Here is an 18798-nt window from a genome sequence, read left to right as displayed (position 1 = left end):
CGATGCACATCCTAACCACGACATCCGCCTCGCTCGACGACCTCGCCGAGCCGGTCGATCTGCGGCAGATGCCGGCGGATATCGTGGCCCTGTCCTTCACCGACAGCGATCTTGCAGGCCTTGCGGCCGCGTGGAAGGCCGATGCCGGCCGCCTGCCCTCGATGCGGCTGGCCGCCCTGCGTGATCTGCGCCATCCCATGTCCGTTGACCTCTGGGTCGATAGCGTCGCCCGCCACGCCAAAATCATCCTCGTCCGCATCCTCGGCGGCTACGACTGGTGGCGCTATGGCTGCGACCAGCTTGCCTCGACCGCCCGCGAGCGCGGCATAAAACTGGCGCTGCTGCCCGGCGAATGCCGCGACGAGGATCTGCGCCTGATCGAAGCCTCGACGCTGCCGCGCGAAGAACTCGACGGCCTGCTCGACTATTTCCGCGAGGGCGGCCCGGCGAATATGAGCGCGCTGATGCGGAGGCTGGCAAGGTTGGCGGGGTCTGATGCGGACGTAGCAGAGCCGGTCGCAGTGCCGAAAGCCGGTTACTACGACCCCGAACGCGGCGTCGTCCCCCTCCCCCTCGAGGGGAGGGTCCGGCCGCAGGCCGGGGGTGGGGTCCTCTCCGAGACGCGCCAACTTAAAGAGACGTCGAGTCCGGTCGTACCGACTCCACCCGGCCCTTTGGGCCACCCTCCCCTCGAGGGGGAGGGAAAGGTCGTGCCGATCCTGTTCTACCGCTCGATGCTGCTCGCCGCCGATGTCGCGCCGATCGACTCCCTTTTTGATGCGCTGCGGCAGCGCGGCATTAACCCGGTCCCCATCTTCGTCTCCAGCCTCAAGGACCCGGCGTCCCTCGCCTTTGTCGAGACCGCGCTCGCCGCATTGAAGCCCGCGGCAATCATCACCGCGACCGCTTTCGCCTCCGGTGCCGAACCTGGCGTCGAAACCCTTTTCGACAGAGCAGGCGTGCCTGTCTTCCAGGTTATCGTCGCCACCACCCGCCGCGACATCTGGCAGAACAACCAGCGCGGCCTGGCGCCCGCCGACCTTGCCATGCATGTCGTGCTGCCCGAACTCGACGGCCGCATCCTCGCCGGCGCCATTTCCTTCAAGGGCGAGAGCGAGGTCGACCCGGCACTCGGCCACCGCGCCTTCGCCAACCGGCCGGAAGCGGATCGCGTGGCGCAGGTGGCTGATCGTGTAGCGGCCTTTATCCGCCTACGGGAGACGCCCCGCGCGACGCGCAAGCTGGCCATTCTGATTCCGGACTATCCCAGTGCCCCGGGCCGCACCGGCTATGCCGTTGGCCTCGACGTGCCATCCAGCGTGCTGGCCATGCTGCATGATCTGAGGGAGCAGGGTTATGGTGTTGAGGGGATTCCGGAGACGCCGCGTGGGTTGCTGGGGCTGCTGGCGCGGAGCGGCGAAGGGCTGGGGCTGGAAGACTATGTTGGGTTCTCAAAAGAGTTGCCCGCCGAGGCAATCACAGCCGTAGAAGCCGCTTGGGGCAAGGCTGAAGGCGAGACAGGTTTGCGCGAGGCACCCCCCTCTGTCCTGCCGGACATCTCCCCCGCAAGGGGGGAGATTGGCAGTTCCGCCGCCGTCGCTCATTCTGCGACGTTCGTAGTTGGCGAAAGCAGCAGTGACAGCTCAATCTCCCCCCTTGCGGGGGAGATGTCCGGCAGGACAGAGGGGGGTGTTCAAGCGCACACCTCTGCCAAATTCTCCTTCCGCGCCGCAACCTTCGGCAACGTCACCGTTGCACTTGCCCCAGACCGCGGCCGTTCAGCCGACCGTCGCGCCGATTACCACGACCCGACACTACCGCCGCGCCATGCACTGATCGCCTTCGGTCTGTGGCTGCGCAAATCGCTCGGCGTTCATGCGCTGGTCCATGTCGGCGCCCATGGCACGCTGGAATGGCTGCCTGGCAAGACAGTTGCGCTCTCGGAAAACTGCTTTCCCGAGATCGTCACCGGTCCCCTGCCCGTGATCTATCCGTTCATCGTCTCCAACCCCGGCGAAGCGGCACAGGCCAAGCGGCGCATCGCCGCCGTCACGCTTGGCCATCTGCCGCCGCCGCTGACCGGTGCCGGCTTGGATGAAGACCAGCACAAGCTGGAAAGGCTGGTCGACGAATACGCCCAGGCCGACGGGCTCGACCGCCGCCGCCGCGACCGTCTGGCCAAGCTTATCGTCGACACCGCGCAAAAGACCGGCCTCGCCTCCGAAGCCGGCGTCGCCAGGACCGACGCGCCGGACGAGGCGCTGCGCCGCATCGACGCCTGGCTCTGCGACCTCAAGGATTTCGCTATCAAGGATGGGCTGCATATCTATGGCCGCGCCCCCGAGGACGAGCCCGACGCCATGCGCCGCCAAAGCGCGCAAGCCGAGAAGATGGCGCTGCTAGCGGCGCTCGATGGCCGCCACGTCAAGGCCGGTCCGGCCGGAGCGCCCGCGCGGGGGCGCTCCGATGTGCTGCCCACCGGCCGTAATTTGTTCACGTCGGACCCACGCACCATGCCGACGCCGACCGCTTATGATCTGGGCAAGGCGGCGGCGGAGGAAGTCGTGCGCGGCTACATGCAGTCGCATGGCGACTGGCCGCGCTCGCTGGTCATCGACCTCTGGGGCTCGGCATCGCTGCGCACTGGCGGCGAGGAGATCGCGCAAGGCCTGGCACTGATGGGCTGCCGGCCACAGTGGGACTCGGCGACCGGCCGCATCACCGGCATCGAGGTGCTGCCGCCGGCTGCCCTCGGAAGGCCGCGCGTCGACGTCACCTGGCGTATCTCCGGCCTGTTCCGCGACATGTTCCCGACGCAGATCGCGCTGATCGATGCCGCCGCCAACGCGGTTGCCGCGCGCGACGAGGAGGATTCTGAAAACCCGCTCGCGGCCAAAACCCGTGCCGATGGCAGAATCAGCCCGCGCATCTTCGGCACCTCGCCCGGCACCTATGGCGCCGGCGTCGAGGATCTGCTGTCGAGCGGCGACTGGGCGGCACGCGAGGAGATCGGCCGCGCCTATCTCGACGCCACATCGCATGCCTATGGAGGCGCGGAGGGCGAAGGCATCTCGGCGCCCGGCGCCTTCGAGGGCCGCATCGCCGAGGCCGATCTTCTCGTCCACACCGGCGACGACCCCGGCCGCGACATTCTCGAAGGCTCCGCCGATGTCGCCTTCATCGGCGGGTTTTCGGCCGCCCTTGCGGCGCTCGGCAGGAATGCCGACGTCATCGTGCTCGACACCACGGACCCGCAAAAGCCGAAGCCCCGCTCGGTCAGCGAGGCCGTATCGCGGGTGGTTCGCGCCCGCGCCGTCAATCCGCGCTTCATATCAGGCCAGATGCGCCACGGCCCGCGCGGCGCCTCCGAATTCGCCGAAACGGTCGACCGGCTGGTCGGCTTTGCCGAAACCACGCATGCCATATCGGGAACGCTGATCGAAGCCGTGCATGACGCCTATCTGGGCGATCCGGCTGTTCGCGCCTTCATCCTGCGCGAGAACCCCGCCGCCGCAAAAGTCATCGCCGAGCGCTTCCTGTCGGCGCGCCGGCGGGGCCTCTGGCATCCCTTGCGCAATTCCATAGACGACGATCTCACGGCCCTGATTGCCGAGGCGGAAGCGCTTGGGGTGGCGGCATGAACGCCTTCTCGCGTCGCGGCGCCTGCCCGGCTCTGGCAGCGCCCATGCAGACCGGCGATGGCCTGCTGGTGCGGCTCAACTCGGTCGCTGGAGGCCCATCTTCCGGAGGATTGTCGCCGAAGCTTTTGATCGAACTTGCCCAATCCGCTTTGCGTCATGGCAACGGCATCATGGAAGTGACAGCGCGCGGCAGCCTGCAGATACGCGGGCTGACGGCGGAAAGCGCCGCGTTGCTGGCAACGGAGGTCGATGCGCTGGGCATTGCGGTGCGCACCGGTGTGCCGGTCGAGACCGGGCCGCTTGCCGGCATCGATCCTCAGGAGATCGCCGATCCGCGGCCTTTGGCGGAACGGATCAGGGCAGCGGTCGAAGAGGCCGGGCTGACGGAACGGCTCGGCCCGAAGGTTTCGGTTGTCGTGGATGGGGCTGGGCAGCTTGGGCTGGATTCGGTGACCGCCGATATCAGGCTGAAGGCGGTGCGCATCGATGCCGGAGTTCGGTGGCGGGTGTCTGTCGCGGGTGATGGGCAGAACGCGAAGCCGCTCGTCATCGTAGAAGACGATGCTGCGCGCGATATCGCTGTGGCTACGCTGAGGATGGTTGCCGAGAAAGGCCGCGAGGCTCATGGGAGGGATTTGTCGGAGAGGCAGTTGGCTTCTCTCGCAGGTTGGCATTCCTTCACACCCCCCTCTGTCCTGCCGGACATCTCCCCCGCAAGGGGGGAGATTGCGCTGTCGTCAATGATTTCGCCAATCACCAACGTTGTGCGAATCGCTGAGGCTGCAAAAGGAGTGCCGGCGCTGGAACTGCCGATCTCCCCCCTTGTGGGGGAGATGTCCGGCAGGACAGAGGGGGGTGTGAAGGATCTCCGACCCATCGGGCTTTTCCCTTTGAGCGGCCATGCCATCGCCCTCGGCATCGCTCTCCCCTACGGCAGCATGCCGGCGGACAAGATCATCGGCCTCGCCCAAAACGCCCTCACCCTCGGCACAACCGAAATCCGCCTCGCCCCCGGCCGCGCCTTGCTTCTCCTGGGCCAACCGGCGGCCGCCAGCCAATCTCTCCAGCACATGGCCGCCACCCTCGGCTTCGTCACCTCTCCCACCGACCCGCGCACGCGCATTGCCGCTTGTCCCGGCACGCCGGCCTGCGGTTCCGGCCGGATCGCCACGCGCGACATCGCCGAGACGATCGCCGCCGAAAACGCCGACATTCTCGACTTCACGCTGCACATTTCCGGCTGTGCCAAGGGCTGCGCCCACCCCGGCCCGACGGCACTGACGGTGGTCGGCGGCGAAAACGGAGCCGGACTTGTCGTGAACGCGACGGCGAAGGGTCTTCCTGCCGGCTACAGGCCGGGCTATGACGCCGCGCGTGGCATCGGCCGCGTCGCGGCAATGATCCGCAGCGAACGATATCAAGGCGAAACCGCCGCCGCTTGCCTGACAAGGCTCGGGCCAGACGGTATCGCCGAGGCTTACCGACAGGCCCGAACTTACCAACAGGAATGAGCATGGCCGCCTACGACTACATCCATGACGGCACGGCGATCTACGAGCGCTCGTTTGCCATCATCCGCGCCGAGGCAGATCTCTCGCGCTTCTCCGAAGCCGAGGCCGATGTCGCCATCCGCATGATCCATGCCTGCGGTCAGGTCGAAGCATCAAGTCATTTCGTGTTCTCCACCGATTTCGTCGCCGCCGCGCGCACCGCTCTGGCGGCTGGCGCACCGATCTTCTGCGACGCTGAGATGGTCTCGCATGGCGTCACCCGCGCCAGGCTGCCGGCCGGCAACGAGGTGATCTGTACCTTGCGCGACCCGCGCACGCACGACATCGCCAGGGAGATCGGCAACACCCGTTCGGCCGCAGCGATCGATTTGTGGGGCGAACGCATGGCCGGTTCGGTGGTCGCCATCGGCAATGCGCCGACCGCGCTGTTCTATCTGCTGGAGAAGTTGCGCGACGGCGCGCCGAAGCCGGCGGCCATCATCGGCATGCCGGTCGGCTTCGTTGGCGCGGCCGAATCCAAGGATGCATTGGCGGAGAATTCCTACGGCGTGCCCTATGCCATCGTGCGCGGCCGGCTTGGCGGCAGCGCCATGACCGCCGCCGCGCTCAATTCGTTGGCGAGGCCTGGCCTGTGAACGCACTTGTCAAAGGTCGTCTTGTTGGCGTCGGCACCGGTCCCGGTGACCCCGAGCTCCTGACGCTGAAGGCCGCGCGGGCTCTGGCCGAGGCCGATGTCGTGGCGTATTTCGCCAAGCGCGGCAACAACAGCAACGCGCGCGCCATCGTCGAGGCCCAGTTCCGGCCTGAAATGACGGAACTGCCGTTGCTCTACCCTGTCACCACCGAAATCGACAAGGATCACGACGACTACCGGTCGCAGATCACGGCCTTCTACGAGGAGTCCGCCGAGAGGGTCGCCGAACATCTCCACGCAGGCAGGATGGTTGCGGTACTGTCGGAAGGCGACCCGCTGTTCTATGGCTCCTACATGCATCTGCATGTGCGGCTCGCCCATCGATTCCCCACAGAAGTCATTCCCGGAATCACCGCGATGTCCGGCTGCTGGTCGCAGACTGGTGTTCCGATCGTCCAGGGCGATGACGTACTGACCGTGCTGCCGGGCACGATGAGCGAGTTCGAGCTGACGCGCCGGCTGGCCGACACCGATGCCGCCGTCATCATGAAGGTCGGCCGTAACCTGCCCAAGATCAGGCGGGCGCTGGAAGCCACCGGCAAGCTGGCGCGCGCCGTCTATATCGAGCGTGGCACCATGGCCGGCAGCGTCTCGATGAAGCTTGCCGACAAACAGGACGACAAGGCCCCCTATTTCGCCATCGTGCTGGTCGCCGGCTGGTCCGGCCGGCCCGGCGTCCTGGGAGCCCAGGCATGAGCGGCCGTCTCACCGTCATCGGCCTCGGGCCTGGCAATGCCGATCAGGTCACGCCGGAAGCCAGCCGTGCCGTCGCCGAGGCCAAATTCTTTTATGGCTACAAACCCTATCTCGATCGGCTGGAACTGCGCCAGGACCAGACCCGCGTCGCTTCCGACAATCGCGAGGAACTTGCCCGCTCCAAGGACGCGCTGATGAAAGCGGCCGAGGGCCATGATGTAGCCGTAGTTTCCGGCGGCGATCCCGGCGTGTTCGCCATGGCGGCGGCCGTCTGCGAGGCGATCGAGGCCGGCCCGGCCGAATGGCGCACGGTCGATGTCGCCGTCGTGCCCGGCATCACCGCCATGCTTGCCGTTGCCGCCCGCATCGGGGCGCCGCTCGGCCATGATTTCTGTGCCATCTCGCTGTCCGATAATCTGAAGCCGTGGGAACTGATCGAGCTGCGCCTGCTGGCGGCGGCCGGCGCCGGCTTCGTCATCGCGCTCTACAATCCGATCAGCAAGGCGCGCCCCTGGCAGCTCGGCCGCGCCTTTGAATGCCTGACCGCGATCCTGCCTGGCACCACGCCGGTGATTTTCGGCCGCGCCGCCGGCCGCCCGGACGAGCGCATCGAGGTCTATCTGCTGGCGGACGTCGACGCGCAAAAGGCCGACATGGCCACCTGCATCATCATCGGCTCGCCGGAAACCAGGATCATCAAGCGCGCGGAGAAACCGGCGCTGGTCTACACGCCCCGTTCGGCAGCGGGCTCGACAAAATGATCGACCCCAAATTGATCAACAATGGCGGCCAGCGCTTCGACGGTTTCAGCCGAAGGCACATCCGGCAGATCAGGTCGTCGGATCATGATCACCTCGATGCCAAGCGCCCGCGCCGCGGCGATCTTGCCATAGGTCGCCTCACCGCCGCTGTTCTTGGACACGATGACATCGATGCGATGCTCTTCGAGCAGAGCGCGTTCATCCATCTCCCGGAATGGCCCTCGGGCCAGAAGATAGTTCGCATCCGGTACCGCCAGCCTCGGCTCGACCGGGTCGACACTACGGATGAGATAGTGGTGCTGGGGTGCTGCTTCGAAGGCCGCGACCTCTTGCCGGCCCAGCGCCAGGAAAACGCGGCGCGGCGCCGGTCCAAGCGCCTGCGCGGCGTCGCCAGACGTATCTACCAGCGTCCAGCGGTCGCCCTCGACAATCTCCCAGCCCGGGCGCCGCAGGGCAAGGATCGGCACCCCAGCCACGTGCGCGGCTTGCGCGGCGTTGGCGGAGATTTGCGCCGCATAGGGATGCGTGGCGTCGATCATCAGGTCGACGCCCGTCTCCCGGAGATAGGCGGCCAGCCCATCGGCACCGCCAAAGCCTCCGCTTCGTACAGGCACGCCCTGCGCAACCGGGCTCTCGGTGCGCCCAGCCAGCGACAGCGTGACCGAGCAATCGGCGCGCGCGGCCAGTTTTCCGGCCAACTGCCGGGCTTCGGTGGTGCCGCCAAGGATCAGAACTTTCTTCATAGGCACCACATTGAATCGCGTCGGCGCTGCCTCTCACCCTTATCCTCTCCCCGTGAAGAACGGGGAGAGGGAGGCGTCAGCGTCGGAGCTTCCCCCTTCTCCCCGTCACTATACGGGGAGAAGGTGCCGGCAGGCGGATGAGGGGCGGCGCGGCATGTCAAAAAACGAGCAGCCAACACCCAAATGGCTCACCATCGTCGGTATCGGCGAGGACGGTTTAGCGGGTCTCGGCGACGAGGCCAAGCAGCGGATTGCCCAAGCGGAAGTCATCTTCGGCGGCAAGCGGCACCTGGCGCTTGTCGCTTCCTTCGCCAAGGGCGAGGCGCGCCCTTGGCCGGTTCCATTCGATGCCGAGATGGCCGACGTGCTGGCGCTTGCCGGCAAGAACGTCTGCGTGCTCGCCTCCGGCGACCCTTTTTTCCACGGCGTCGGCGCCACTCTCGCCCGCAAGGTCAAGCCCCGGGAGATGCATGTCATTCCCGCGCCATCGGCCGTTTCGCTGGCGGCCGCGCGGCTTGGCTGGGCGCTGCAGGATATCGATACCGTCTCGCTGCATGGCAGGCCGCTCGACCTGATCCGCCCGCTGTTGCAGCCGAACGCGCGCATCCTGGCGCTGACCTCGGATGCCGAAGCACCCGCGGCAATCGCTCGCCTGCTCACCGAACTCGACTTCGGCGCGTCGCGGCTGACTGTCCTGGAGGCGCTGGGCGGGCCAAACGAGAATCGGCGCACGGCCCGCGCCGACGCCTTCGACCTCGAAAATATCAATCCACTCAACGTGCTGGCCATCGAGATTGATTCTAGCCCGCAAGCGCGCGTGCTGCCGCTCACATCAGGCCTTGCCGATCATCTGTTCGACCATGACGGCCAGATCACCAAGCGCGAAATCCGTGCCGTCACCCTGTCGGCTCTGGCGCCGAGACGTGGCGAATTGCTGTGGGACATCGGCGCCGGGTCCGGTTCCATCGGCATCGAGTGGATGCTGGCCCACCCCTCGATGCGCGCCATCGCCATCGAGGCCGACCCGATCCGCGCCGCCCGCATTGGCCGCAACGCCACCGCCTGTGGCGTTCCCGGCCTTGTCGTGGTGCAAGGCAGCGCACCCAAGGCGCTTGCCAGGCTCGACATGCCTGACGCGATCTTCATCGGCGGCGGCGGCAGCGATGCCGGCGTGTTGAACGCCGCCATCAAGGCCCTGCGCGCCGGCGGTCGTCTTGTGGCCAATGCGGTGACGCTGGAGATGGAAACCCTGCTTCTCGCCCGCCATGTCTCGCTCGGCGGCGACCTTACCCGGATCGCCATATCCCGCGCTTCGCCCGTCGGCTCGATGCAGGCCTGGCGGCCGGCCATGCCGGTCACCCAATGGAGCTGGGTGAAGCCATGATGGTCGCGGGCATCGGCAGCCGAAAGGGCGTGAGTGTCGAGGACGTGCTTGCGGCGATAGAAACCGCTCTGGAAGCGCATGGGCTGGCGATGACAGCGCTTTCGGCGCTGGCGACCGCCGCGCTGAAGAAGGATGAAGAAGCCATCCCTTCCGCTGGCCGCGCGCTGCGTCTTCCGGTCATTGTCGTCGATGACTCAGCGCTCCAGGCCGCCTCGCGGGACACGCTCAGCCGTTCCGACCTCTCGCAGGATCTGGCCGGCACGCCATCGGTTTCCGAGGCATCAGCCCTTGCCGTCGCCGGCGCCGGTGCAAAACTGCTCGGCCCCCGCACGGTGCTCGGCCCGGTCACTTGCGCCATCGCCATCAGCGGAGACGCGCCATGACCGTCCATTTCATCGGCGCCGGTCCAGGCGCCGCCGACCTCATCACGCTGCGGGGCGCAAGGCTGCTGGCAAGCTGCCCGGTCTGCCTCCATGCCGGTTCGATCGTCGCGCCCGAGCTTTTGCAGCACTGCGCGCCTGGGACAAAACTGATCGACACCGCGCCGATGTCACTCGACGAGATCGAGGTCGCATTTCTGGACGCTCATAACGCCGGCCATGATGTCGCCCGGCTGCATTCCGGCGACCTGTCGGTATGGAGCGCCGTGGCCGAGCAGATCCGCCGGCTGGAAAAGCATGGCATCCCCTACACGCTGACGCCGGGCGTCCCGTCCTTCGCCGCCGCCGCCGCCGCACTTCGCCGCGAACTGACCATTCCCGAGGTCGCGCAAAGCCTGGTGCTGACCCGCATTTCCGGGCGCGCGTCGAAAATGCCGCCCGGCGAAACGCTGGCCGGCTTCGGCCGCACCGGCGCCACGCTCGCCATTCATCTTGCCATCCACGCCATCGATCGCGTCGTCGCCGAGCTGACCCCACATTATGGCGGCGATTGCCCGGTGGCGATCGTCTTCCGCGCCTCCTGGCCGGACGAACGCGTGCTGACCGGCACGCTGGCGACCATCGAGGCGCTGCTGGCCGTCGACCCGATGGAGCGCACGGCGATCATCTTCGTCGGACGCTCGCTGGCGGCGGAAGATTTTGGCGACAGTTCATTGTACGACGCCCATTACCAGCGGCGTTTTCGCGGGCGGGACGGATTGTGAGCGGCAGCACTAAAAATACCGGCGAGAATGCCACGCTCGAAAAAGCTTTGTCGCGGCTGAATTTCAAGCCGCGCCGGCTCGAGCCAGGCCAGGTCTGGCTGGCCGGCGCCGGCCCCGGCGACCCCGGCTGCCTGACGCTGGAAGTACTGGCGGCGTTGGCCGAGGCGGATGCGCTGGTCTACGACGCGCTGGTGTCATCGGATGTCGTCGCCGTTGCCGAAAATGCCGAGCTCTTCTTTGCTGGCAAGCGCGGCGGAAAACCGTCGATGAAACAGGACGACATCACCGCCCTTTTGGTGCGGCTGGCGCGCGACGGCCGCCGCGTCGTCAGGCTGAAGGGCGGCGACCCCTATATTTTCGGCCGTGGCGGCGAAGAGGCCTTGGCGCTCGCGCGAGAAGCTATCCCGTTCCGCGTCCTGCCCGGCCTGACGTCGGGGCTCAGCGCGCTGGCCGCGACCGGCATCCCGGCCACCATGCGCGGCATCAACAAGGCCGTGATCCTGGCCACCGGCCACGCCGCCGGCACCGATGACGATCTCGACTGGGCGGCAATCGCCCGCACCGGCCAGCCTGTCGTCGTCTATATGGGCATGGCCAATCTGCCGCTGATCGCCGCAGCGCTGCTCGATGGCGGGCTGGCCCCGTCGACGCCGGCGGCGGTGATTGTCGCCGCAACGACACCGCAGGAGCGGACCGTCGTCGCCACGCTGTCCACAATTGCCGAGGAAGCCGCCGCCGCCGGCCTTGCCTCGCCGGCGCTGATCGTCGTCGGCGGCATCGTCGCCATGCGCGCGGCACTGGCGGGGAACGCATGACGGCTCGCGCGATCATCATCGGCGCGCCGCGCTCTGGCTCCGGCAAGACCAGCGTCACCATCGGCATCCTGCGCGCGTTGACCCGGCGCGGCCTGAAAGTGCGCGGCGCCAAATCCGGCCCCGACTATATCGACCCCGGCTTCCACACCGCAGCCACCGGGCTTTCCGGCGTCAATCTCGACAGCTGGGCGATGCCGCCGTCGCTGCTCAATGCGCTTGCCGCGCAAGCAGCCGACGACACCGATTTCGTCATCCTTGAAAGCGCCATGGGCCTGTTCGACGGCATTCCGGCCTCGCCGGGGCGCAGCGGTTCGGCAGCCGACCTGGCGCGGCTCTACGGCCTGCCGGTGTTGCTGGTGCTCGACGTGTCCGGCCAGTCGACCACGGCGGCCGCCGTCGCCAAGGGTTTTGCCACCTATGATCCGGATGTGCGCATGGCCGGCGTCGTGCTCAACCGGCTGGGCAGCGAGCGGCACCGCCGGCTGTCAGGCGACGCTATCGAGGCGATCGGCCTGCCGGTCGTCGGCGCTATCCTGCGCGACCCCACGCTGAACCTGCCCGAGCGCCATCTCGGCCTCGTCCAGGCCGGCGAATATGACGACCTGATGGCGCATCTCGACCGGCTGGCCGACATGGCGGAAAGGTCGCTGGACCTCGATGCGATCATGGCCCTGGCGACACCCTTCACCCCGGCGCCTGGCGGCTTCGACGACGCGCTGGCACCGCCCGGTCAACGCATCGCGCTGGCCGAGGATGCCGCCTTCACCTTCCTCTATCCGCATGTCGCCGCTTACTGGCGCAAGGCGGGTGCCGAAATCGTCCCGTTCTCGCCGCTCGCCGACGAAGCACCCGATGAGGATTGCGACATCTGCTGGCTACCCGGCGGCTATCCCGAGCTTCACGCCGGCCGGCTCGCAGCCGCGGCGACTTTCCGCGCCGGGATGGAGCGTTTTGCCGCGACGAAGCCCATCCATGGCGAGTGCGGCGGCTTCATGGTGCTTGGCGAAGCGCTGGAGGACGTCTCCGGCGAAACGCATGCGATGCTCGGCCTGCTCGGCCATTCCACCAGCTTCGCCAAGCGCAAGATGAACCTCGGCTATCGCGAAGCGCGGCTGCGTGCCGATTGCCCGCTGGGCCCAACTGACGCGCTGATCCGTGGCCACGAGTTCCACTATGCGCAGATGACGGCGACAGCCAATGACGAGCCGCTGGCCGACCTAGCCGACGGCCAAGGCAATCCGATCGGCGCCTCAGGCTATCGGCGCGGCCATGTCAGCGGCACCTTCTTCCACGCCATTGCGAGGGGCTAGAGCATGAAGCTGAAGAACATCAGTCTGTCGCCCCGGCAGGTCGTCGACGACATCGCACTTTGCCTGGTCTTTTTCACCAGGCTGCCGCTGCCTGCCTTCGATTTTCGCGGCCGCAGCCTTGCCGCGGCGATCTGGGCCGCACCTGTCGCCGGCTTCGTCGTCGGCCTGATCGGCGCCATCGTCTTTGCCACGGCGGAACGGTTTGGCCTTGCCATAGGGCCGGCGGCCGCCCTTGCCCTGGTGGCTACCCTGCTCACCACCGGCTGCCTGCATGAAGATGGGCTGTCCGACGTCGCCGACGGCTTTGGTGGCGGCAAGTCGCGCGGCAAGAAACTCGAGATCATGCGCGACAGCCGCATCGGCGCCTATGGTGCCGCGGCGCTGGCTCTGTCGCTGCTGATCCGCTGGAGCACACTTTCGGAATTCGTCGACCCCACACAGGCGCTCTTCGCCCTCGTGGCTGCGCATGCGGCCTCACGCGGTATGCTTGGCACCTTCATGCATCTCTTGCCCCCGGCGCGGATCGACGGCCTCTCGGCCGATGCCGGCACCGTCTCGCAGGAAACGGCAACAGCCAGCGCCGTGCTCGGCGCGATCCCGCTGCTCCTGCTTGGGCTGGGAGGCGCCGTTCTTGCGCTCATCCTCCTTGGCCTTTTGTTTGCCGCGTTCCGCGCCCTTTGCCTCAACCAGATCGGTGGCCAGACCGGCGACACGATCGGCGCCTTGCAGCAGGCGGGCGAAATCGCGGTGCTTCTCGTCGCTTCAGTAGCCCTTTCCTGATTCCCCTTTGACCTGATTCTCTTTTGGAGATTTTGCCCCCATGCCCTTCAAATCACTCGATGAATTGCGCGCCGCTTGCCTCGACCTGCCGGCTGGCAGCGATGTCGCGGCCAATGCGGTCGCGCGCCGCCAGGACACACTGACCAAGCCGCAAGGCAGCCTCGGCCGGCTGGAGACCATCGCCGCATGGCTGGCGCGCTGGCAGGGCCGCGACATGCCGAAGCTCGACCGCGTAAAAGTCTTCGTCTTCGCCGGCAACCATGGCGTCACCGCGCAAGGCGTGTCGGCTTATCCATCCGAGGTCACCGTGCAGATGGTGGCGAACTTCGCCGGTGGCGGTGCCGCCATCAACCAGCTTGCCCGCATGGCTGGCGCCGAACTCGACGTCATTCCGCTCGATCTCGACCATCCGACCGGCGACTTCACCCAAACGCCGGCGATGGATGAGAAAGCCTTCCTCGCCGCCGTGTCGGCCGGCTACGACGCGGTGACGAAAGACCTCGACCTCGTCTGCTTCGGCGAAATGGGGATCGGCAACACCACGCCGGCCGCCGCTATTTCAGCGGCGCTGTTCGGCGGTGGTGCGGAAATATGGACCGGACGCGGCACCGGCGTCGACGACGCCGGCCTGAAGCGCAAGGTGGTCGCCATCGAAGCCGGCCTGAAGCGTCACGCCGCCGCCCTTGCCGATCCGCTTGCTGTCGCTGCCGCACTCGGTGGCCGTGAACTGGCCGCCATCTTCGGCGCGACGCTGGCCGCCCGCCATCTGCGCATACCCGTGCTGCTCGACGGCTTCGTCTGCACCGCAGCCGCGGCCCCGCTGGCCAGGCTGCACCCGGCAGGCCTCGCCCACACGATCGCCGCGCACGTTTCGGCTGAGTCAGGCCATCGCGGCCTGCTCGAAGCCCTCAACCTGCCGCCGCTGCTCGATCTCGGCATGCGGCTTGGCGAAGGCTCGGGCGCCTGCCTCGCCGTCAACATCGTCCGCTCGGCACTGGAATGCCATGCCCGCATGGCAAGTTTTGCCGAGGCTGGCGTGTCGGAGAAGTAGGCGCGGATTTCGCCGCACCTGCTCCGGGAACGTTTTGCCGCCTCGGGCGATCAGAACCGGTATGAAAAACCTATCGTAACGGTTTGCAGGGTCGGGCTAATGTCTTCAACATAGTTGTTGAAGACGATGGTCTTCGAGCCGAAGTCCGCGTACCGATATTCGCCGCGAACCGTGATCTTGTCGGTAATAGCGTATTCAGCGCCGGCGCCGACCGTCCATCCGTTGAATGAAGCCGAGTGACTTTCCTCTCGACCCGGATCGCGAGTGTCCGCTTTTCCATGCAGGTATGCGTAGCCGCCCGTGCCGTAAATCAGCATTCGGTCAAATGAGACGCCTGCCCTAGCGCGGACGGAACCGATCCATTGCGCCTCAAAGCCATTGATGTCCCCACCGCTTCCGCCATCGTCGCCATCAATGCTCGTCGCGTTGATATCTGCCTCGCCACCGAACACGAAGGAACCGGATTGCCAATTGTAGCCTGCGTGCACGCCGCCAAGGACACCGCTGCCGTCCGCATCGTCCTGGTCGAAGATGTCCGGACTGGCCTCTGAAAAGCCCCATGGCTGATCGACTTTGCTCCATCCGCCGCCGATTTGCGCGCCTACGTAGCCGCCCGTCCAGTTGTAATTCGATGCGACCGGCAACTCGACCATTGTATCGGCGGCAAGTGCCGTTCCGGCCATCAAAGCCGTGACGAATACAGAGGCGACAAAAATGAAAGCGCGCATGCACCAATCCCCCTTGTTAACGCCCTTTTTTACCACGATGCGCGCATACCAGCTGTGATTTTTTTGCAACACTCGAAAGAAACGATCTGCTCGACATAAGTATGATCGTCCATCGAGACCTTCGCCGGCAGCCAAGGTCACCAATGTCAACGACAGGGACCGCGCATAGGCAGCGCAGCCCAGGGGCCGCTCATAGGCAGCGCAGGATCGCAGATACCTGTGACCGCCCGATCGTCATGAAGGTCACGTTCAAGGCCAGCCTCGGCAAGCCCGCGCCATGCCCGAGACACGGTCAAACGCATCTCGCATTCCAAGGTCTTTCCACCAAGTCTTTGAAGAATTTGGTGGGTGCGCACAGGATTGAACTGTGGACCCGCTGATTAAGAGTCAGCTGCTCTACCAACTGAGCTACGCACCCACTCGGCCGGCAAAAACCGGCGTTGGCGGGCATATAGCCGCCACCATCGGTCCTGTCCAGCCCTGCCGGAATCATTTCCCGACAAATCGCTTAAGTGCCGCACATAGTCAGACGAACAGCTTGCCTTCGGCGACCTTGACCGCATTACCGCCGATGCGTGCGGAGGCAAGTTTTCCGCCTTCCACGGTTAGTTCGAGGCGAATTCGAGATGGCCTGCCCATCTCCAGCCCCTGCTCGATCCACAGCTGCGAAATGCCGTCGGTCGGCGCGTCGAAATGCATGATCGCGCCGGCAAAAGCCGCTGCCGCCGAGCCGGTTGCCGGATCCTCGTAGGAAGGCGTGCCTGGCACGATCATACGCACATGGAAGGCGCTTTCGTGGTTCACCGTCTCGCGGCAATAGACATAGGGGCTGGCGAAGGCCCACTCGCTCTTGCGTGGCGCCAGTTCCGACCAGGCCTGGTTGTCCAGACGGATGCGGCCCGCCACTTCGAGATTGGCGACCGGAATGGTCACATAGGGCACGCCCGCCGACCAGAACGCGACGCGATGATTCTCGAAACCGATTTCGTGCGGCGTCAGGCCAAGGGCCGCACCGATAGCCTCCGGGTCGGCCTCCAGCTTCAGCGGCTCCGGCAGCTTCGCCAGGTCGAACTCGGCAAAGGTCGCTCCATCATGCTTGCTGACGGCACAACGCACCGGGCCGATGTTTTCCTCCAGCACGAAGATGCCGGCGCCGCCCTCCTCCGCCAGCTCGGCCAGCGCGATCGCCGAACCCACCGTCGGGTGGCCGGCGAACGGCATTTCATAGTCGGGCGTGAAAATGCGGATGCGGTTTTTATGCTTGGGATTGTCCGGCGGCAGCACGAACACCGATTCCGACAGGTTGAATTCGCGCGCGATGGCCTGCATCGCGGCGGTATCCAATCCCTTGCTGTCCAGCACGACGGCCAAAGGATTGCCGGCCAGTCGCTCGGTCGTAAACACGTCGTAAAGCAAGTAATTCCGGGTTTTCATTCCTGCCTCAATCCCAACATGGGCGAAATTTAATTTGATATTTGAACCGTCAAGCCTGATCTGTGCACAGATAGAGACATTGCCCATTATAGGGGTCCAGCGTGGACCAGATTGTCAATCTGCCAAAGACCGAATCGGATTCCGCCATCGAGACGGCGCTTGGGCTCGACAAGACGGGCCTGCGCAAGTCGCGCCGGCGCGGCTGGCTATATGCGCTGCTGGCGCTGATCGTGCTCGCCGCCGGGCTTGGCGCCTATCAGTGGTATGCCGGCTCGCCGGCCAAGGTTGATTACACCACAGTGCCTGCCGCCAAGGCTGACCTTACCGTCGCGGTGTCGGCGACCGGCACGCTGCAGCCGCTCACCCAGGTCGATATTTCCAGCCAGCTCTCCGGGATCATCCGTTCGGTGTCTGTCGAGGAGAACCAGCAGGTCAAGAAGGGCGACGTGCTGGCGGCGCTCGACACGACCAAGCTGCAGGTCCAGATCGAACGGGCCGAAGCCTCGGCCAAGGCAGCGGCGGCCAATGTCGAGGACGCCACGGTAACGCTGGCCGAGAACGAAAAGGCGCTTGTCCGCGCGGCGGCTTTGACCAAGCGCGGCATGGCGACCGACCAGTCGCTCGAGGCGGCGACCGCGACGCGCGATCGCTCCAAGGCCGCGCTCGACAGCGCCCAGGCTAACCTCGCCATCGCCAATGCCGATCTGAAATCGCAGCAGACCGACCTTGCCAACAGCACCATCTATGCGCCGATCGACGGCATCGTGCTGACGCGCTCGGTCGACCCCGGCCAGACGGTCGCCTCCTCCCTGCAGGCACCGGTGCTGTTCATCATCGCCGCAGATCTCAGAAACATGGAACTGGTGGCGGCGGTGGACGAGGCCGACATCGGCGCGGTCAGATCCGGCCAGCATGCCCGCTTCACCGTCGATGCTTTCCCGGAGCGGCCGTTCGATGCCGAGATCCGCGACATCTCCTATGCCTCGGTGACCACCGACGGCGTCGTCACCTACAATGCGCGGCTCAAGGTCGACAACAACGAGCTGTTGCTGCGACCCGGCATGACCGCCACCGTTTCGGTCGTCACCAAACAGGCCAAGGGCGTGCTCACCGTGCCGGCCACCGCCTTTCGTTATCGGCCCACGGCGCCTGCCACCCGCGCGTGGAGCATGAGCGACCTGTTCACCGGCCGCATGGGTCGCCCCGGCGGCAACCGCCAGCGCCAGGCCGCGACGGCGCCTACCGATGGCTCGCGCACGCTGTACGTGCTGGAGAACGGGCGTCCGCGCCCGGTCAACGTCAAAATCGGTTCCACCGACGGCGAACTGACCGAGATCACCTCCGGCCTGGACGAAGGCGCTCAGGTTATCACAGCGTCGCAGCAGCGGAGCTGATACCGTGGCCCCGAGCGCGACGCTCATCACCTTCGACAAGGTCTGGAAGAGCTACGGCCAGGGCGAAGCCAAGGTTCATGCGCTGGCCGGCGTCGACCTTGCGATCCAGCGCGGCGAATTCGTCGCCATCATGGGGCCGTCCGGCTCCGGCAAGTCAACGGCGATGAACATCATCGGCTGCCTCGACACGCCGACGGCCGGAACCTATTCCTTCATGGGTATCGACGCCGGCCGTCTCGACCGCAACCGCCGCGCCATGCTGCGCAACCTCTATGTCGGCTTCGTCTTCCAGGGCTACAATCTGCTGGCCCGCACCACGGCGGCCGAAAATGTCGAACTGCCGCTGATCTACCGCGGCGTTGCCGCCCGCCAGCGCCGCGACCTTGCCATGCAGACGTTGGCGGAGGTCGGCCTTGTCGGCCGCGAACACCACACCCCGGCGGAACTCTCCGGCGGCCAGCAGCAGCGGGTGGCGATCGCGCGCGCCATCGTTACCCGCCCAACCTTACTCGTCGCCGACGAGCCGACCGGCAATCTCGACACCGCCCGCACGCACGAGATCATGGAGTTGCTGACCAGGCTGAACACCGAACTTGGCCTGACCATCGCCATGGTCACGCACGAGGCCGACGTTGCCGGCTATGCCGAACGCACCATTCGCTTCCTCGACGGCCACGTCGCCTCCGATACAATAAAGCTGGAGACGGCGTAG

At 66.1% G+C, this 18798-nt stretch carries 17 protein-coding genes and 1 tRNA gene; 14 read left to right on the top strand and 4 right to left on the bottom strand.

The window, feature by feature from the left end:
• Window positions 1-2 precede the first annotated feature (2 nt).
• From NKH19_RS21955 to NKH19_RS21935, 5 genes are read left to right on the top strand one after another with little or no spacing between them, the layout of a single operon-like run.
• Entirely contained in the window at window positions 3-3641 is a 3639-nt protein-coding gene (locus NKH19_RS21955; protein WP_352982790.1) for a cobaltochelatase subunit CobN, read from the top strand.
• Window positions 3638-5152: a precorrin-3B synthase gene (gene cobG / locus NKH19_RS21950; RefSeq protein WP_502910999.1), complete on the top strand. Its 1515-nt coding sequence runs from the start codon at window positions 3638-3640 to the stop codon at window positions 5150-5152. Before NKH19_RS21955 ends, cobG begins: the two co-directional genes overlap by 4 nt.
• Before the next feature lie 2 nt (window positions 5153-5154).
• A complete protein-coding gene (locus NKH19_RS21945; protein ID WP_352870953.1) occupies window positions 5155-5787 on the top strand; it encodes a precorrin-8X methylmutase in 633 nt (210 codons plus the stop codon).
• Window positions 5784-6542 (top strand): precorrin-2 C(20)-methyltransferase, encoded by a 759-nt coding sequence (locus NKH19_RS21940; RefSeq protein WP_352870952.1) that lies wholly within the window; start codon window positions 5784-5786, stop codon window positions 6540-6542. Before NKH19_RS21945 ends, NKH19_RS21940 begins: the two co-directional genes overlap by 4 nt.
• Window positions 6539-7303 carry a precorrin-3B C(17)-methyltransferase gene (locus NKH19_RS21935; RefSeq protein WP_352870950.1) on the top strand — a complete coding sequence of 255 codons (765 nt, stop codon included), beginning with the start codon at window positions 6539-6541 and terminating at the stop codon, window positions 7301-7303. Before NKH19_RS21940 ends, NKH19_RS21935 begins: the two co-directional genes overlap by 4 nt.
• On the opposite strand, the gene NKH19_RS21930 is transcribed toward NKH19_RS21935, so the two are convergent.
• Window positions 7267-8046: a cobalt-precorrin-6A reductase gene (locus tag NKH19_RS21930; protein WP_352870949.1), complete on the bottom strand. Its 780-nt coding sequence runs from the start codon at window positions 8044-8046 to the stop codon at window positions 7267-7269. The genes NKH19_RS21935 and NKH19_RS21930 overlap by 37 nt on opposite strands.
• A 154-nt stretch (window positions 8047-8200) precedes the next feature.
• Here NKH19_RS21930 and cbiE point away from each other — a divergent pair, with 154 nt between their 5' ends.
• The 7 genes from cbiE to cobT are packed head-to-tail and all read left to right on the top strand — an operon-like array spanning window position 8201 to window position 14530.
• Complete coding sequence (gene cbiE / locus NKH19_RS21925; RefSeq protein ID WP_352870948.1) at window positions 8201-9430, top strand: precorrin-6y C5,15-methyltransferase (decarboxylating) subunit CbiE; 1230 nt, start codon at window positions 8201-8203, stop codon at window positions 9428-9430.
• Window positions 9427-9813 (top strand): cobalamin biosynthesis protein, encoded by a 387-nt coding sequence (locus NKH19_RS21920; protein WP_352870947.1) that lies wholly within the window; start codon window positions 9427-9429, stop codon window positions 9811-9813. Before cbiE ends, NKH19_RS21920 begins: the two co-directional genes overlap by 4 nt.
• Entirely contained in the window at window positions 9810-10574 is a 765-nt protein-coding gene (gene cobM, locus NKH19_RS21915; protein ID WP_352870945.1) for a precorrin-4 C(11)-methyltransferase, read from the top strand. Before NKH19_RS21920 ends, cobM begins: the two co-directional genes overlap by 4 nt.
• A complete protein-coding gene (gene cobA / locus NKH19_RS21910; RefSeq protein ID WP_352870944.1) occupies window positions 10571-11389 on the top strand; it encodes a uroporphyrinogen-III C-methyltransferase in 819 nt (272 codons plus the stop codon). Before cobM ends, cobA begins: the two co-directional genes overlap by 4 nt.
• Window positions 11386-12699 carry a cobyrinic acid a,c-diamide synthase CobB gene (locus tag NKH19_RS21905; protein WP_352870942.1) on the top strand — a complete coding sequence of 438 codons (1314 nt, stop codon included), beginning with the start codon at window positions 11386-11388 and terminating at the stop codon, window positions 12697-12699. Before cobA ends, NKH19_RS21905 begins: the two co-directional genes overlap by 4 nt.
• A 3-nt stretch (window positions 12700-12702) precedes the next feature.
• Entirely contained in the window at window positions 12703-13479 is a 777-nt protein-coding gene (gene cobS / locus NKH19_RS21900; protein WP_352870940.1) for an adenosylcobinamide-GDP ribazoletransferase, read from the top strand.
• Window positions 13480-13519: 40 nt separating this feature from the next.
• Window positions 13520-14530, top strand: a complete 1011-nt coding sequence (gene cobT, locus NKH19_RS21895) for a nicotinate-nucleotide--dimethylbenzimidazole phosphoribosyltransferase (protein WP_352870939.1) — start codon at window positions 13520-13522, stop codon at window positions 14528-14530.
• Window positions 14531-14580: 50 nt separating this feature from the next.
• On the opposite strand, the gene NKH19_RS21890 is transcribed toward cobT, so the two are convergent.
• The 3 genes from NKH19_RS21890 to NKH19_RS21880 form a co-directional block, all read right to left on the bottom strand.
• On the bottom strand, window positions 14581-15258 hold the full coding sequence (locus tag NKH19_RS21890; protein ID WP_352870938.1) for an outer membrane protein: 678 nt from the start codon (window positions 15256-15258) through the stop codon (window positions 14581-14583).
• 342 nt (window positions 15259-15600) lie between these two features.
• Window positions 15601-15676 (bottom strand) — tRNA-Lys (locus tag NKH19_RS21885).
• 107 nt (window positions 15677-15783) lie between these two features.
• The gene (locus tag NKH19_RS21880; protein ID WP_352870936.1) at window positions 15784-16692 is read right to left on the bottom strand and encodes a PhzF family phenazine biosynthesis protein; all 909 of its coding nucleotides are present in this window, start codon (window positions 16690-16692) and stop codon (window positions 15784-15786) included.
• Window positions 16693-16793: 101 nt separating this feature from the next.
• On the opposite strand from NKH19_RS21880, the gene NKH19_RS21875 reads away from it, so the two are divergent.
• Together NKH19_RS21875 and NKH19_RS21870 are read left to right on the top strand one after the other, a co-directional pair.
• Window positions 16794-18086, top strand: a complete 1293-nt coding sequence (locus NKH19_RS21875) for an efflux RND transporter periplasmic adaptor subunit (RefSeq protein WP_352870935.1) — start codon at window positions 16794-16796, stop codon at window positions 18084-18086.
• 4 nt (window positions 18087-18090) lie between these two features.
• The gene (locus tag NKH19_RS21870; protein WP_352870934.1) at window positions 18091-18798 is read left to right on the top strand and encodes an ABC transporter ATP-binding protein; all 708 of its coding nucleotides are present in this window, start codon (window positions 18091-18093) and stop codon (window positions 18796-18798) included.

Origin of the sequence: Mesorhizobium sp. M1338 (assembly GCF_040318045.1) — a bacterium.
Lineage (GTDB): Bacteria > Pseudomonadota > Alphaproteobacteria > Rhizobiales > Rhizobiaceae > Mesorhizobium.
Note: the sequence above shows the minus strand (reverse complement) of the source record. Positions and strands in the feature narration are given on the sequence as shown.

What these genes read in the sequence shown, in the direction of transcription:
- NKH19_RS21945 (WP_352870953.1), top strand. Translation starts at nt 5,155, where the DNA reads ATGGCCGCCTACGACTACATCCATGACGGCACGGCGATCTACGAGCGC.
- NKH19_RS21905 (WP_352870942.1), top strand. Translation starts at nt 11,386, where the DNA reads ATGACGGCTCGCGCGATCATCATCGGCGCGCCGCGCTCTGGCTCCGGC.
- NKH19_RS21920 (WP_352870947.1), top strand. Translation starts at nt 9,427, where the DNA reads ATGATGGTCGCGGGCATCGGCAGCCGAAAGGGCGTGAGTGTCGAGGAC.
- NKH19_RS21935 (WP_352870950.1), top strand. Translation starts at nt 6,539, where the DNA reads ATGAGCGGCCGTCTCACCGTCATCGGCCTCGGGCCTGGCAATGCCGAT.
- NKH19_RS21930 (WP_352870949.1), bottom strand. Translation starts at nt 8,046, where the DNA reads ATGAAGAAAGTTCTGATCCTTGGCGGCACCACCGAAGCCCGGCAGTTG.
- cobG (WP_502910999.1), top strand. Translation starts at nt 3,638, where the DNA reads ATGAACGCCTTCTCGCGTCGCGGCGCCTGCCCGGCTCTGGCAGCGCCC.
- NKH19_RS21890 (WP_352870938.1), bottom strand. Translation starts at nt 15,258, where the DNA reads ATGCGCGCTTTCATTTTTGTCGCCTCTGTATTCGTCACGGCTTTGATG.
- cobS (WP_352870940.1), top strand. Translation starts at nt 12,703, where the DNA reads ATGAAGCTGAAGAACATCAGTCTGTCGCCCCGGCAGGTCGTCGACGAC.
- NKH19_RS21880 (WP_352870936.1), bottom strand. Translation starts at nt 16,692, where the DNA reads ATGAAAACCCGGAATTACTTGCTTTACGACGTGTTTACGACCGAGCGA.
- cbiE (WP_352870948.1), top strand. Translation starts at nt 8,201, where the DNA reads ATGTCAAAAAACGAGCAGCCAACACCCAAATGGCTCACCATCGTCGGT.
- cobT (WP_352870939.1), top strand. Translation starts at nt 13,520, where the DNA reads ATGCCCTTCAAATCACTCGATGAATTGCGCGCCGCTTGCCTCGACCTG.
- NKH19_RS21955 (WP_352982790.1), top strand. Translation starts at nt 3, where the DNA reads ATGCACATCCTAACCACGACATCCGCCTCGCTCGACGACCTCGCCGAG.
- cobM (WP_352870945.1), top strand. Translation starts at nt 9,810, where the DNA reads ATGACCGTCCATTTCATCGGCGCCGGTCCAGGCGCCGCCGACCTCATC.